This is a genomic window from Janthinobacterium sp. SUN128, assembly GCF_030587275.1.
Taxonomy (GTDB): Bacteria; Pseudomonadota; Gammaproteobacteria; order Burkholderiales; family Burkholderiaceae_D; genus Janthinobacterium; species Janthinobacterium lividum.
Window position 1 is genome coordinate 3,512,709 of record NZ_JAPWHY010000001.1, and the last position, 15,640, is coordinate 3,528,348.

Below are 15,640 nucleotides of genomic sequence, written 5' to 3' on the forward strand. Positions count from 1 at the left end.
CTTAGCGGGTGGCAGTCTGGGCAGCGGGAGCGGGAGCGGCGGCGTGGCGCGCAGCCGGCTGCGTTTCAGGCTGATTCACTTCCACTTCGGCGATCACCGACATGCCCGGCACCAGGCGGCCATTCATGGCCTTGATGTCTTCCGGCTGGAAGACGATTTTCACGGGCACGCGCTGGACGATCTTGGTGAAGTTGCCGGTGGCGTTATCGGCCGGCAGCAGGGCGAATTGCGCGCCCGAGGCAGGCGCGAAGCTGTCCACGGTACCCACCAGTTTCTTGCCCGGCATGGCGTCGATGGTCACGTGCACGCTCTGGCCTCGATGCAGGTCGGCCAGCTGCGTTTCCTTGAAGTTGGCGGTGACCCAGACGTTGTCCTGCACGATGGCCGTGAGTTGCTGGCCCGGCTGCACGCGCATGCCCGTTTCCACGTTGCGCTTGCCGATGCGACCGGCGACGGGGGCCAGGATGCGGTTGTATTGCAGCTGCTGTTCGGCGTCCTTCAATTGCACGCGCAGCACGGCCACTTGTGCCTTGGCCACGTCGCGCGCAGCTTGCGCCGCGCCAATCTGCGCCTTGGCGGCCGAAGCGCTGTCGCGGCGGGCGGCCAGGTCGGCCACGGCGCTCGAGCGGGCCGCATTGGCCGCGTCGAGTTCCGCTTTCGATACGGCTTTCATCTGGCTTGTGTACAGCTGGCCATAACGGTCCGCATCCTGTTTTGCGCGCAGCAGTTGCGCATCCGCTTGCGCCACTTGCGCCTGGGCGCCGCTGGCTTGCGCCTGCACTTGCGCGATCTGCGCATCGGCCTGCAGCACTTGCTGCTCGGCGCTGGCGATCTGCGCGGCGATCTGCTCGGTTTTCACGCGCTGGTCGAACGGGTCGAGTTCGGCGATCACGTCGCCCTCTTTCACCATTTGATTGTCGTCGATGAAGACCTTGGTGACGACGCCGGAAATGCGCGCCGAGACGGGATGCACGTGGCCGGCCACGTAGGCGTTTTCTGTTTCCACGAAATAGTGGCTGCGGTACCACATGCGGGCGCCAGCGCCCAGGGCGACCAGGACGATCAGGCCGGCGATGATTTTCACGCGGTTGTTAGGTGGTGCGGAGCTGGCGGAAGCGGCGGGCGCGGAAGGTGCGGCAGGGGCCGCGGGTGGGACGGCACTCAGCACCTTGTGCTCTGCCTGGCCTGGCTGGTTGGACATACTTGCTCCGGAAATGAAATGATGTATGTTCATTATTGGGCAAAGAAAAGCCAAAGTCAAGAAATGAAACGATTGCATTTCATTTTAATTTGCACTACAGTGTGAGCCATCACTTACCTTCCACCTTATAAAGAGACCCAGACCATGTCCGATCCCGGCCTCAGCGACACCTTGCCTACCGATAAAGAATCCGACGACGCCCAGGAGCTTTCCTGCTGCGGCAAGCCAGCCGGCCGGCCGCGCGCGGCCGACATGGAAGCGCGCATGGAAAACCTGCTGCACACGGCAGGCTGCCTGTTTCTGGAAAAGGGGTATGGAAAGGTAAGCCTGGAAATGATCGCCCGCGAAGCCCATGTGGCCGTGCGCACGATTTATGTGAAGTTTGGCGGCAAGTCCGGCTTGTTCAATGCCGTGGTGGAACTGCGCCGCGCCGCCTACTTCTCGACCATGCCGGCGCTGGAAACGGATATGCGGCCCCTGCCCACCATCCTGGGCGAGTTCGGCCTGCTGTTCGTGCAACTCGTCACCATGCCGGCGGCCATCCGCCTCAATCGCATGGTGGTGGCGGAAGCGGCCACGCACCCGGAACTGGCGGAAACGTTTTACAAGGTGGGGCCAGGACAGACGCGCGAGATGCTGACCAGGTTTTTCAGCCGCCCCGACATCGCGCCCCTGTTTCGCGCGGAGCTGACGGCGGCCATGCTGTCGCTGCACCTGCTCAATTGCCTGCTGGGCGACCAGATGTCGCGCCTGCTGTTCCCGCCACAGGCACAACCGGATGTGGCGCAATTGCGCGCCAAGGTAGCGGTCAGTCTCGACCTGTTCCTGCGTGGCACCCTGCGCCAGCCGCTGGCGGACTGATGCGGAATGGCTGGCCGGGGAATTCAGCCAGGGCGGCTGCAATCTTCCGGCAGCGCCGCTTCGGCGCGTGCATCGCTCAAGCCCAGCGCCCGCAGGAAAGGCTGGGCCGCCGACGCGCCATCAAGACTGAGTGAAGACTCACTTCCATCGTAGCGATCCGGGCCATAGCGCATCAGGTCGAACGAGGTTTCAAAGCGCTGCGCCAGGAAATACGTGCGGAAGCAATCGAAGGAAAACGCCACCTGGCCATCGGCCCGCAACAGCAAGCCATGCGCATACAGCGGCGCCAGCCAATCCCCGGCCGCCATGCTCCAGCCCTTTACGCCACAATAGTCGCTGGCAAAACGCTCCAGCTCCGCCTCGCTGAGGAAGACGGTCTTGGCTTCGAACATCACGAACGCCAGCTCAATCAGGAATTCGCGCGCATCGGCAGCCACGCAGGCGTCCACGCGCTGCTGCACGCCTGCCTTGCCCAGCAAGCCATCGAGATAAGCGCGCTCGCCTGCCAGTTGCGGCAGCAAGGTGGCAAACACATACTCGGCATCCATCTGCCCCGTTTCCTGGCCATTCGGCGTGTACAGCACCGACAGGGCGAAGTTCTTGCTCACGTCATCGAACTCGCGCAGGGACACCGTCCACTGCGTGCCAGCCGCGCCGCCATCGGCCGCGCCCGTGCCAAACTCGAGCACGGCAAACGCCGCCATCTGGCCCTGCGCACTGTACAGACTGCCGGGATTGCTCTTGAACAGGATGCCCAGCGACTTCATCAGCGAACTGGCATCACCCGTATGCTGGTGGCCATGGAACACGGCGTGGATATTCTTGTAGTATGCGCGCTGCTCGGCGCTGGCGTGCTCGTCGGCGGAGAAAAAGCTGAAGCCGGCATTGCCCAGCGCCGCAGCCGTGACACCCTGCACGCGGCTGCCCGGCACCAGGTAGAAACGCGCGCCGGGCAAGCTGGCCGCCTGCAGCAAGGGGCGCAGGAAGTATTCGTAGACATACACGGGCGTCGTATCGGCACAGGCGTCCAGCGCCACCAGCTGGCCCGTGAAGAAAATCGCATCGATCTTCTTGCCTGCCGCCAGGATAGCAGCCACATCCTGGTACAAGGCATGCAGCATCACGGCTTGCTCTTGCTCATCGGCCCGGCGCAAACGGACATCGGCAATATGAAGGGCGGTAAATTTTTTCATCGTTGCAAAACTCTCTCAGTACAGCGGAATTTGACCGTATCCCACGCTGGCAACATTCCTGGAAAAATCACACGCTTCCGTTGAAGCAAAAGCAAAACATGGTTACAGACCTCCATTCTGCCACTTTTTCCACACGGCAATACTCACCAATTTTCACAAGACACCGCTGGGCCACGTTTTACTATGCTGCAGATCAAGGGAAATAAAAAAACCGGGAACATGTCCCGGTTTTTTATACTGAAAGTTAACTCTTTATCAGCGCTTGCGCGGCGGCGGCAAGTCCGTGCATACGCCTTCGTACACTTCCGCAGCCATTCCGATCGACTCGCCCAGGGTTGGATGCGGGTGGATGGTCTTGCCGATGTCGGTGCCGTCGCAGCCCATTTCGATGGCCAGCGCGATTTCACCGATCATGTCGCCCGCATGCGTGCCGACGATGGTGCCGCCGATGATGCGGTGCGTTTCCGCGTCGAACAGCAGCTTGGTGAAGCCTTCGGCACGGCCATTGGCCACGGCGCGGCCGGAAGCGGCCCAAGGGAAGTGGCCCTTCTCGACCTTGATGCCCTTGGCTTTCGCTTCGTCTTCCGTGATGCCGGCCCATGCCACTTCCGGATCCGTGTAGGCGACCGACGGGATCACCTTGACGTCGAAGTGCGACTTCTGGCCGGCAGCGGCTTCCGCTGCCACGTGGCCTTCATGCACGGCCTTGTGCGCCAGCATCGGCTGGCCCACCAGGTCGCCGATGGCGAAGATGTTCGGCACGTTGGTGCGCATCTGGCTGTCGACGTTGATGAAGCCGCGGTCCGTCACCTGCACGCCGGCCTTGTCGGCGGCAATCTTGTTGCCGTTCGGGCTGCGGCCCACGGCGACGAGCACCAGGTCGTAGACTTGCGGCGCCGGTGCCGTGGCACCCGCTTCGGCTGCTTCGAACGTGACCTTGATGCCTTCCGGCAGCGCCTCGACGGCCACCGTCTTGGTCTTGGTCATGATGTTGTCGAAGCGCTTCTCATTGAACTTCTGCCACACCTTGACGGCGTCGCGGTCCGCGCCCTGCATCAGGCCATCCATCATTTCAACCACGTCGATGCGCGCGCCGAAGGTGGAATACACCGTCGCCATTTCCAGGCCGATGATGCCGCCGCCGATGACCAGCATGCGTTTCGGGATCTGGCGCAATTCCAGCGCGCCCGTCGAATCGACGATGCGCGGGTCTTCCGGCACGAATGGCAGCTTCACCACGGACGAACCGGCCGCGATGATGGCTTGCTTGAACTGCACGACTTTTTTCGAACCGTCGCCTGCCGTCACTTCGATATGGTTCGCGGAGAGGAACTGGCCCACGCCAGTGACGACTTGCGTCTTGCGCGCCTTGGCCATGCCGGCCAGGCCGCCCGTCATGTTCTTGATCACGCCTTCCTTGTAAGCGCGGACCTGGTCGATATCGATGGTCGGCTTGGCAAACGTCACGCCCGTGTTGGACATGTGCGCCGTTTCATCGATGACGGAAGCGACGTGCAGCAGCGCCTTCGACGGGATGCAGCCCACGTTCAGGCACACGCCGCCCAGGGTGGCGTAGCGCTCGACGATGACGGTGCTCATGCCCAGGTCGGCCGCACGGAACGCCGCCGAGTAGCCGCCGGGACCGCCGCCCAATACCATCATGTCGACATCGATGTCGACCTGGCCGCTGTAATTGCCGGCCGGGATGGCGGCAACGGCTGCCGGTGCTGCCGCAGGGGCAGTCGCCGGAGCTGCTGCCGCAGGTGCAGGAGCCGCCGCAGGAGCGGCAGCAGCCGCACCTTCAGCTGCTTCCACCACCAGCAGCGCGCTGCCTTCGGCGATCTTGTCGCCGACCTTGACCTTGACTTCCTTGACGACGCCCGCGTGGGTCGATGGAATCTCCATGCTGGCCTTGTCCGATTCGACCGTGATCAGGGACTGGTCCACCTTGATGGTGTCGCCGACCTTGACCATCAGTTCGATGACTTCGACTTCCTTGAAGTCGCCGATATTCGGTACTTTTACCTCTACTGTGCTCATCAATCGCTCCTTACAGCAGAATTTTGCGCATGTCGGCCAGGACTTCGCCGAGGTACACGGAGAATCGCGCGCCCATCGCGCCATCGACCACGCGGTGGTCGTAGGACAGCGAGGTGCCCATCATCAGGCGTGGCTGGAAGGCCTTGCCATCCCATACCGGCTTGATCGAGGCTTTCGACAGGCCCAGGATCGCCACTTCCGGCGCATTGACGATAGGCGTGAAGTGCGTGCCGCCGATGCCGCCCAGGGACGAAATCGTAAAGCTGGCGCCCTGCATGTCGGCCGGTTTCAGTTTGCCTTCGCGCGCCTGCAGCGACAGTTCCGTCATTTCGCGGGCGATCTGCGAAACCGACTTCTGGTCCGCGCCCTTGATCACCGGTACCACCAGGCCATTCGGCGTGTCGGCCGCGAAGCCGATGTTGTAGTACTGCTTGAGGATCAGGTTTTCGCCCTTGGCGTCGAGCGAAGCGTTAAACGCGGGGAATTTCTTCAGCGCGGCGACGGACGCCTTGATGACGAAGGCCAGCATGGTCAGCTTGGCTGCATCCTTGTTCTTCGCATTGGCCGCGTTGGTGTCGACGCGGAACGCTTCCAGGTCCGTCACGTCCGCTTCGTCGAACTGCGTGACGTGCGGGATCATGACCCAGTTGCGGTGCAGGTTCGGACCCGAGATTTTCTTGATGCGCGACAGCGGCAGCAATTCGGTCGTGCCGAATTTGCTGAAGTCCAGCGACGGCCATGGCAGCAGGTCCAGACCCACGCCCGAACCGGCTTTGGCAGCGGCCGGCGCATTTGGCGCGGCGACGGCGCCCGACATCACGCCCTTGACGAAGTTCTGCACGTCTTCCTGGGTGATGCGGCCTTTCGGACCGGAACCGCCCACGCGGGCCAGGTCCACGCCCAGTTCGCGCGCGAACTTGCGGATCGATGGCGACGCGTGCGCCAGCTTGCCATTTGCGGCAGGCGCGGCGGCGGGAGCTGGTGCGGCAGCAGGTGCGGCGGCAGGCACCGGCGCCGAAGCGACGGCGGCCGCTGGTGCGGCGGCAGCTTGCGCGGCAGGTGCCGGTGCAGCAGCGGCAGGAGCAGCGCCGCCCGTCGTTTCCACGACCAGTACCAGCGAACCCTTGGCAACCTTGTCGCCGACCTTGACTTTCAATTCCTTGACGATACCGGCATGGCTCGATGGAATTTCCATGCTGGCCTTGTCCGATTCGACCGTCAGCAGCGACTGGTCGACCTTGATGCTGTCGCCGACCTTGACCATCAGTTCGATGACTTCGACTTCCTTGAAGTCGCCGATATCGGGCACGGTCACTTCCACCAGCGCAGGCGCGCCGGCAGGAGCGGCAGGTGCAGCGGCGGCGGGGGCGGCTTCAGCGGCAGGTGCAGGTGCTGCAGCGGCGGGTGCCGGTGCAGCGGCAGGCGCGGCCGTAGCGGACGCATCATCCGCCACTTCCAGCAGCAGGACCAGCGAACCTTCGGCGATCTTGTCGCCCACGTTGACTTTCAATTCCTTGACGACACCGGCGTGGCTCGATGGAATTTCCATGCTGGCCTTGTCCGATTCGACCGTGATCAGGGACTGGTCAACCTTGACCGTGTCGCCTGGCTTGACCATCAGTTCAATGATCTCGACTTCCTTGAAATCGCCGATATCCGGGACTTTGACTTCCACAATGCTCATAGCTTGCTCCGTTATTTTATTTATTTGTCAGATGGACCCGCACACACGCCAGGGCGGCACTTTCGCACCGCCCTGGCATCATCGGGTCCGCACAACGATTACTGGGTCACCGGATTCGGTTTGTTCGCGTCGATGCCGTACTTGGCGATCGCCTGCTCCACCACCGACACGTCGATCTTGCCTTCGTCAGCCAGCGATTTGAGCGCGGCCACGGTGACATAATAACGGTTCACTTCGAAGAACTCGCGCAGCTTGGCGCGGCTGTCCGAGCGGCCAAAGCCATCGGTGCCCAGCACTTTATAAGTGCGGCCCTTCGGCATGAAGGCGCGGATCTGTTCTGCAAACGCGCGCATGTAGTCGGTCGTGGCGACGATCGGGCCGTCCGTGTCCTGCATCAGCGACGTCACGTACGGCACGCGCTGCTCTTTCGACGGGTTGACCATGTTCCAGCGTTCCGCATCCTGACCATCGCGGGCCACCAGGGTCAGCGATGGCGCCGACCACACGTCCGCAGCCACGCCCCAGTCGTTTTGCAGCAATTCGGCGGCGAAGATCGATTCGCGCAGGATGGTGCCGCAACCGATCAGCTGTACGCGCAGCTTGGCGTCAGCCTGGCCTTCCTGCAGCTTGTACATGCCTTTCAGGATGCCTTCTTCCTGGCCTGGCTTGATGCCTGGCTGGGCGTAGTTTTCGTTCATGATCGTGATGTAGTAGAACACATCTTCCTGGTTGGCGATCATGCGGCGCAGGCCGTCCTGGATGATGACGGCGACTTCATGGCTGAAGGTCGGATCGTACGGCATGCAGGTCGGGATGGTCGCGGCGAAGATATGGCTGTGGCCATCTTCGTGCTGCAAGCCTTCGCCGTTCAAGGTCGTACGGCCAGCCGTGCCGCCCATCAGGAAGCCACGGGCGCGCATGTCGGCCGAAGCCCACACCTGGTCGCCGATACGCTGGAAGCCGAACATCGAGTAGAAGGTGTAGAACGGGATCATGATGCGGTCGTTGGTCGAGTACGACGTCGCCGCGGCGATCCACGAGCTCATGCCGCCCGCTTCATTGATGCCCTCTTGCAGGATCTGGCCAGCCTTGTCTTCGCGGTAGTACATGACCTGGTCTTTGTCGACCGGCTCGTACAACTGGCCTTTCGGGTTGTAGATGCCGATCTGGCGGAACAGGCCTTCCATGCCGAAGGTACGCGATTCATCGACTAGGATAGGCACCACGCGCTGGCCCAGGTTCGGGTCTTTCAGCAGGGTCGAGATGACGCGCACGAACGCTTGCGTGGTCGAGATTTCACGGCCTTCCGGCGTCGCTTCCAGCACGTTCTTGAAGGCGTCCAGGCCAGGCACCGGCAGGGTTTCTTCCGACTTCTGGCGGCGCTGCGGCAGGTAGCCGCCGAGGGCCTTGCGGCGCTCGTGCAGGTAGACCATTTCCGGCGCGTCGTCGGCCGGCTTGAAGAACGGGATGTCGGCCAGCTTGTCGTCAGGGATAGGCAGCGAGAAGCGGTCGCGCATTTCGCGGATGGCTTCGTCGTCCAGTTTTTTCGTCTGGTGCGCCGTGTTGCGCGCTTCGCCGGACTTGCCCATGCCGTAGCCCTTGATGGTTTTCACCAGCAGGACGGTTGGCTGGCCCTTGTGTTCCTGGGCGATCTTGAATGCCGCGTAGATCTTGTGCGGATCGTGACCGCCACGGGTCAGGCGCCAGATGTCGTCGTCCGTCATGTTGGCAACCATTTCCAGCAGCTTCGGATGCTTGCCGAAGAAGTGCTTGCGCACGTAGGCGCCGTCTTTCGCCTTGTAGTTCTGGTATTCGCCGTCGACGGTTTCCATCATCACGCGCTGCAGGATGCCTTCCTTGTCCTGTGCCAGCAGGGCGTCCCAGCCCGGGCCCCAGATGACCTTGACGACGTTCCAGCCGGCGCCGCGGAATTCGCCTTCCAGCTCCTGGATGATCTTGGTATTGCCGCGCACAGGGCCGTCCAGGCGCTGCAGGTTGCAGTTGACCACGATGACCAGGTTGTCGAGCATGTCGCGTGCGGCCAGGCCGATCGCGCCCAGCGATTCCGGCTCGTCCATCTCGCCGTCGCCGCAGAAGGCCCAGACCTTGCGGTTGTCGGTCTTGGCGATGCCGCGTGCGTGCAGGTATTTCAGGAAGCGCGCCTGGTAGATCGCCATGTGCGGGCCCAGGCCCATCGACACGGTCGGGAACTGCCAGAAGTCAGGCATCAGCTTCGGATGCGGGTACGAGGACAGGCCCTTGCCGTCGACTTCCTTGCGGAAGTTCAGCATTTGCTCTTCCGTCAAACGGCCTTCGAGGAAGGCGCGCGCGTAGACGCCGGGCGAGGAGTGGCCCTGGATGTACAGCAGGTCGCCGCCGTGGTCGGCCGTTGGCGCGTGCCAGAAATGGTTGAAACCGATGCCCAGCATGTTCGCCAGCGAAGCGAACGAGGACAAGTGGCCGCCCAGGTCGCCGTCGGCGCGGTTGGCCTTGACGACCATGGCCATGGCGTTCCAGCGCATCCACGAGCGCAGGCGTTCTTCGTATTCGAGGTTGCCGGGACAGTGTGCTTCTTGCTTGGTGGGGATGGTATTGACGTAGGCGGTGGTGCTGGAGAACGGGATCTGGGCGCCGCGGCGGCGAGCCAGGTCAACCATGCGCTCCATCAGGTAATGCGCGCGTTCCGGACCTTCATTTTCCAGAACGGCTTCGAGCGCGTCCAGCCACTCCTTGGTTTCCTGCATATCCGGGTCGGTGCCGATCTGTGTCGTTACCTGGTTCAGTTGAGCTGACATCTGTTGAGTCTCCTTTGTGAACGCCCCACCCCGATTTTCCGGATCGCTGTCGGACGGTATTTCGCTGATTATTTACTATTAAGTCGGTTTAGTGTGGGGATTCTAACAGCGTATTTACTATTTTTCAAATTACGATATAGCATTTCACATCATGAAATTACCCCATGAAATTTATGCTGCACCGCCGCAAATTCTGCCCGGAAATTAGGGTGATCAAAGTGCCAAAAACGGCGCCAAAAGAACCGCAGGCCCTTGCGCTCCCTAGGCCACCAGCACACCAGCAAAACGCATTAACGCCCCAGTCGTCCGCACAGGCATACCGGGCCAAGCGGGCCTGAAAAATGTCGAGGGCAAGGCGCGGCGACGCAGACAGTACGCCAGTACGGCAAGGAGCCGCAACACCGCCATCGGCATTTTCTCAGGCTCGCGTCTGTGGCCCGCTTTTATGCCGGGCCAAGCGGGCCTGAAAAATGTCGAGGGCAAGGCGCGGCGACACAGACAGTACGCCAGTACGGCAAGGAGCCGCAACGCCGCCATCGGCATTTTCTCAGGCTCGCGTCTGTGGCCCGCTTTTTAACGTCACGGCATTGGCGCCAAAACCGCCCCTTTGCGCCGCCCGGCTTTATAATCTGACTTTTCCCTCCTACCAGCTCTCAGCCTCCCTACCATGCCAGCACAACTGATCGACGGAATCGCCCTCTCCCAAAAACTGCGCAGCGAGATCGCCACGCGCGCCGCTGCCCTCACGGCCAAGGGCACCCAGCCCGGCCTGGCCGTGATACTCGTCGGCGAAGACCCGGCCAGCCAGGTGTATGTCCGCAACAAGGTCAAGGCGTGCGGCGACGTGGGTTTTCACTCGGTGCTGGAAAAATATGAAGCGGACCTGTCCGAAGCGGACTTGCTGGCACGTATTGCCAGCCTGAATGCCGACCCGGCCATCCACGGCATCCTCGTGCAGATGCCCTTGCCCAAACACATCAACCCGCACAAGGTCATCGAAGCGATCGCCACGACAAAAGACGTGGATGGCTATTCCGTCCTGAGCGCCGGCGAACTGATGACGGGCTTGCCCGGCTTCCGCCCTTGCACGCCGTATGGCTGCATGAAACTGATCGAAAGCACGGGCGTGGACTTGCGCGGCAAGCACGCCGTCGTCATCGGCCGCAGCAACACCGTCGGCAAGCCGATGGCCCTGCTGCTCTTGCAAGCGAACGCTACCGTCACCATCTGCCATAGTGCGACCCCGGACCTGGGCCACCACACGCGCAACGCCGACATCGTCGTCGCCGCCGTCGGGCGCCGCAATACCCTGACGGCCGACATGGTCCGTCCGGGCGCCATCGTGATCGACGTGGGCATGAACCGCGACGATAACGGCAAGCTGTGCGGCGACGTGGACTTTGCCGGAGTGAAAGACGTCGCTTCGCACATCACGCCTGTGCCGGGTGGCGTGGGGCCGATGACCATCACGATGTTATTGATGAATACCGTCGAGGCGGCAGAGCGCGTGTAAAAACACCGGGGCGGCCTGACCGCCCCTTTTAATATATGGAACCGACGATGAATACCAATCCCCTGCTTGATTTTTCCGGCCTGCCACGCTTCGACGCGATCACGCACGAGCATGTCACGCCTGCCATCGACACCCTGCTGGCCCAGGCGCGCGCCACGGTGGCGCAGCTGGAAGCACCCATGGAAGAAGTCAGCTGGGAAAACTTCGTTGCGCCCCAGGACCAGATCGCCGAAACCCTGGGCCGCGCCTGGAGCATCGTCAACCACTTGAACAGCGTGATCGATACGCCGGAACTGCGCGCCGCCTACAATGCGAACCAGCCCAAGGTGACGGAATTCTGGACCGAACTGGGCCAGAACGAAATCCTCTTCGGCAAATACAAGCAATTGCAGGCGCGCGCCGATTTCGCCAGCCTGTCGCCAGCGCGCCGCCGCATCGTCGACAATGCCGTGCGCGACTTCCGCCTCGGTGGCGCCGAGTTGCCTGAGGACAAGAAAGAGCGCTTTGGCGCCATCCAGGAAGAACACGCGGCCGTCTCGACGCGTTTTTCCGAAAACGTGCTCGACGCCACCAATGACTACAAGCTGCTGGTCGAGAGCGAAGCTGAACTGGCCGGCTTGCCCGACGACGTGAAGGCGGCCGCGCGCGCCGCCGCCGAAAAAGCGGGCAAAGCGGGCCATGAATTCTCGCTGCACTTTCCCTCTTACTACCCGATCCTGCAATTTGCCGACAACCGCGCGCTGCGCGAAACCATCTACCGCGCCAACGCCACCAAGGCCTCGGACCAAGGCGACGTGTTCAGCAAGAAAGAGGACTGGGACAATACGCTCAACATCGTCACTCTGTTGCAATTGCGCGACGAAGAGGCAAAACTGCTCGGCTACGCCAATTTCGCCGAAGTGTCGCTGGTCTCCAAGATGGCCACCTCGCCCGCGCAAGTGATCGCCTTCCTGGAAGACCTGGCCAAACGCGCGCGCCCGTTCGCCGAGAAGGACTTGGCAGAACTAAAACAATTCGCCAAGGAAGAGCTGGGCATTGCGGAACTGCAAGCGTGGGACGTGCCTTACGCTTCCGAAAAACTGCAGGAACGCCGCTACGCATTCTCGGCCCAGGAAGTCAAACAGTATTTCCCTGAACACAAGGTGATCGACGGCCTGTTCCGCCAGATCCAGAACCTGTTCGCCGTCGAGATCAAGCCTGATACGGCACCCGTGTGGCACCCGGACGTGCGTTTCTACCGCATCGAGCGCGACGGCACACTGGTCGGCCAGTTCTACCTGGACCTGTATGCGCGCGCGGGCAAGAGCGGCGGCGCCTGGATGGACGACGCGCGCGGCCGACGCGCCGACGCGCAACACGTGCAAACGCCGATCGCTTATCTCACCTGCAACTTCACGGAACCGGCCGTGGTCGACGGCAAGGTACAGCCAGCCCTGTTCACGCACGATGAAGTGATCACCCTGTTCCACGAATTCGGCCACGGCCTGCACCATATGCTCACCGTCGTCGACGAGCTGGGCGTGTCGGGCATTGCCGGCGTCGAATGGGATGCCGTGGAACTGCCGTCGCAATTCATGGAAAACTTCTGCTGGGAATGGGACGTGCTCGAGCACATGACGGCGCATGCCGTCACGGGCGCGCCGCTGCCGCGCGCGCTGTACGACAAAATGCTGGCCGCCAAGAATTTCCAGTCCGGCTTGCAAACCCTGCGCCAGGTGGAGTTTTCCTTGCTGGACATGCATTTGCACTATGACTACGATGCCAGCACGGGCCAGAGCGTGCAGCAACTGATCGACGGCGTGCGCGCCAAGTTCGCGCTGCTCATCCCGCCCCCGTTCAACCGCTTCCAGAATGCCTTTGGACATATCTTCTCCGGCGGCTACGCGGCTGGCTACTACAGCTACAAATGGGCCGAGGTGCTGTCCGCCGATGCCTATGCGGCGTTTGAAGAAGCCAGGGCGCTGGGACCGGCCGCCACCACGGCGGCGGGCAAGCGCTACCTGCAAGAAATCCTGTCCGTCGGCGGCTCGCGCCCCGCGCTGGAATCGTTCACGGCCTTCCGTGGCCGCGAGCCGTCCATCGACGCCCTGCTGCGCCACAGCGGCATGGCCGCTTGATCGCCATGAGCCGCATCGATTTTCACAGCAATGTGCCGGACAAGCTGGCCTACGCCTGCCGCCTGGCGCGCAAGGCCTATATGGCCGGCAACAAGGTCGTCGTGCTGGCGCAAGACAGCGCCCAGCTCGACGCCTTGAACAGCGCCATGTGGACCATTTCCGCCACGGATTTCCTGCCGCACGTGCTGGCCGGCGATCCGCTGGCGGCGCAAACGCCCATCATCCTGACCGATGACGAAGCGGCCGAGCTGCCGCATCACGACATCCTCGTCAACCTGTCGCAATTGCCGCCCGCCAATTACGCGCAATTCCAGCGCGTCTTCGAGATCGTTTCCATGGATGAGCAGGATGCGCAGGCGGGCCGCCAGCGCTTCCTGCATTACCGCCAGCAAAACGTGCAGCCGACGCACTTCGTGGCAGGGAAGACATGAATCAACCGCCATTCGACCAGGGCATTCCCCTGCTGACGGAGGTGCTGCTGGGGCCGGAGGCGGCGCCCGCCATGTCAGTCGAGCCTGTTGTCGAGGCAACGCCGGCGTTGCCGCCAACGGTGGCGCAACCCGACTGGGACGCCATCGAACAGCGGCTGACCCAGCGCATCCTGCACCAGGTGCAGGGCAAGATAGACCATCTGCTGGAAGAGCGCATCGCCCACGTCCTGCAGACGGCCCTGCAAAACGCCCTGATCGGCATGCGCGGCGCCCTGCGCGAAGATCTGCAGCAGTCGCTGGAGCAGATCGTCGCGCATGCGGTGAGCCACGAACTGGGGCATTTGCACCCTCCCTCACAGGCGCTGCAACCCTAAACTTGCTGCGCATCGTCGGGTTACGCGCTGCGCGCTAACCCGACCTACCCGTCTACCCTATTCCTTCTTGCAACGCCATTCTTTGGTGCGCTCGCGCCTGCGAAATCGGTGCATCGCGCCTCACTTTGGTGATTGTTGCGACAAAATGTAAAAAGCCCGAAATGCGGCTTTGCGCCGCCTGTTTTTTGTTGTACCTTTCTTCACACGTACCGCCTGTCGAAGCGGTTTTCACGAGACGCCGCCGTATCTTTATCCATTGGAGAATGTTTATGCTGCTCAAGACCAAAGTCCTTCCTCTCGCCGTCGCCCTTGCCTTTGCCGGCCATGCGGGCGCACAGGAAATCATCAAGATCGGCCACGTCGCCCCGGTCTCTGGCGCCAGCTCCCACCTGGGCAAGGATAACGAGAACGCGGCCAAGATGGCCATCGAGGATTTGAACGCCAAAGGCTTCAAGATCGACGGCAAAGCCGTGAAATTCGTGCTGGTGCCCGAAGATGACGCAGCCGATCCCAAGCAGGGCACGGCCGTGGCGCAAAAGCTCGTCGACGCCAAGGTCAACGGCGTGGTCGGCCACCTGAACTCGGGCACGACGATTCCCGCCTCGCGCATTTACTTCAATGCCGGCATTCCACAGATTTCGCCGGCCGCCACCAACCCGACGTATACCCAGCAGAAATTCAACACGGCCTTCCGCGTCGTCGCCAATGACAACAAGCTGGGCGGAACGTTGGGCGCGTATGCCGTGGGCAAGCTGCAGGCGAAGAAAATCGCAGTCATCGATGACCGCACGGCATACGGCCAGGGCGTGGCGGAACAATTCGTCAAGGGCGCCAAGAAGGCCGCCCCAGGCGTGCAAATCGTCGGCAAGGAATTTACGAATGCCAACGCGACGGACTTCAATGCCATCCTGACCAGCATCAAGTCGAAAAATCCCGACCTGATCTTCTTTGGCGGCATGGATTCCGTGGGCGGCCCCATGCTGCGCCAGATGAAGGCGCTGGGCATCAAGGCCAAGTTCATGGGCGGCGATGGCTTGTGCACGGAGCCGCTGGGCAAGCTGGCAGGCGACGCCGTGGGCGAAGACATGGTCACCTGCGCGGAAGCGGGCGGCGTGACGGGCGCGCAGCAAAAAGGCATGGACGACTTCCGCGCCCGCTACAAGCAGAAATACAATATGGAAGTGCAGCTGTACGCGCCATACGTCTACGATGCCGTGATGACCATGGCCACCGCCATGGCCGACGCGAAATCGTCGAAACCATCCGTCTACCTGCCTTTCCTGGCCAAGGTGCACTACCAGGGCGTGACGGGCCCGATCTCGTTCGACGCCAACGGCGACATCAAGGATGGCGCGCTGACCTTGTTCACTTATCGCGATGGCAAGAAGACCAAGATGGAAGTGGTCAAATAATAGAACCTACTGCGCGGCG

At 62.1% G+C, this 15,640-nt stretch carries 11 protein-coding genes; 6 read left to right on the top strand and 5 right to left on the bottom strand.

Annotated features, from left to right (window positions below; all coding sequences use genetic code 11):
* Nucleotide 1 precedes the first annotated feature (1 nt).
* Complete coding sequence (locus O3297_RS15910; protein WP_305049124.1) at nt 2-1,201, bottom strand: HlyD family secretion protein; 1,200 nt, start codon at nt 1,199-1,201, stop codon at nt 2-4.
* Between the two features lie 144 nt (nt 1,202-1,345).
* Here O3297_RS15910 and O3297_RS15915 point away from each other — a divergent pair, with 144 nt between their 5' ends.
* Entirely contained in the window at nt 1,346-2,062 is a 717-nt protein-coding gene (locus tag O3297_RS15915) for a TetR/AcrR family transcriptional regulator (protein WP_034786564.1), read from the top strand.
* 23 nt (nt 2,063-2,085) lie between these two features.
* On the opposite strand, the gene O3297_RS15920 is transcribed toward O3297_RS15915, so the two are convergent.
* The 4 genes from O3297_RS15920 to aceE all read right to left on the bottom strand — a co-directional run bounded on the left by O3297_RS15920 (nt 2,086) and on the right by aceE (nt 9,774).
* The gene (locus O3297_RS15920; RefSeq protein WP_305049125.1) at nt 2,086-3,255 is read right to left on the bottom strand and encodes a hypothetical protein; all 1,170 of its coding nucleotides are present in this window, start codon (nt 3,253-3,255) and stop codon (nt 2,086-2,088) included.
* A 255-nt stretch (nt 3,256-3,510) separates the two neighbouring features.
* On the bottom strand, nt 3,511-5,295 hold the full coding sequence (lpdA, locus tag O3297_RS15925) for a dihydrolipoyl dehydrogenase (RefSeq protein WP_305049126.1): 1,785 nt from the start codon (nt 5,293-5,295) through the stop codon (nt 3,511-3,513).
* A gap of 10 nt (nt 5,296-5,305) precedes the next feature.
* Nucleotides 5,306-6,979 carry a dihydrolipoyllysine-residue acetyltransferase gene (gene aceF, locus O3297_RS15930; protein ID WP_305049127.1) on the bottom strand — a complete coding sequence of 558 codons (1,674 nt, stop codon included), beginning with the start codon at nt 6,977-6,979 and terminating at the stop codon, nt 5,306-5,308.
* 98 nt (nt 6,980-7,077) lie between these two features.
* Nucleotides 7,078-9,774 (bottom strand): pyruvate dehydrogenase (acetyl-transferring), homodimeric type, encoded by a 2,697-nt coding sequence (gene aceE / locus O3297_RS15935; RefSeq protein ID WP_034786560.1) that lies wholly within the window; start codon nt 9,772-9,774, stop codon nt 7,078-7,080.
* Nucleotides 9,775-10,441: 667 nt separating this feature from the next.
* On the opposite strand from aceE, the gene folD reads away from it, so the two are divergent.
* From folD to O3297_RS15960, 5 genes are all read left to right on the top strand, one after another.
* Nucleotides 10,442-11,287, top strand: a complete 846-nt coding sequence (gene folD, locus O3297_RS15940) for a bifunctional methylenetetrahydrofolate dehydrogenase/methenyltetrahydrofolate cyclohydrolase FolD (protein ID WP_230520726.1) — start codon at nt 10,442-10,444, stop codon at nt 11,285-11,287.
* A 47-nt stretch (nt 11,288-11,334) separates the two neighbouring features.
* Nucleotides 11,335-13,404 (top strand): M3 family metallopeptidase, encoded by a 2,070-nt coding sequence (locus O3297_RS15945; RefSeq protein ID WP_305049128.1) that lies wholly within the window; start codon nt 11,335-11,337, stop codon nt 13,402-13,404.
* Nucleotides 13,405-13,409: 5 nt separating this feature from the next.
* A complete protein-coding gene (locus O3297_RS15950) occupies nt 13,410-13,835 on the top strand; it encodes a DNA polymerase III subunit chi (protein WP_305049129.1) in 426 nt (141 codons plus the stop codon).
* Nucleotides 13,832-14,209 (top strand): hypothetical protein, encoded by a 378-nt coding sequence (locus tag O3297_RS15955; protein ID WP_305049130.1) that lies wholly within the window; start codon nt 13,832-13,834, stop codon nt 14,207-14,209. Before O3297_RS15950 ends, O3297_RS15955 begins: the two co-directional genes overlap by 4 nt.
* Nucleotides 14,210-14,478: 269 nt before the next feature.
* Entirely contained in the window at nt 14,479-15,621 is a 1,143-nt protein-coding gene (locus tag O3297_RS15960) for a branched-chain amino acid ABC transporter substrate-binding protein (protein WP_070257968.1), read from the top strand.
* The last annotated feature ends 19 nt before the right edge of the window (nt 15,622-15,640 follow it).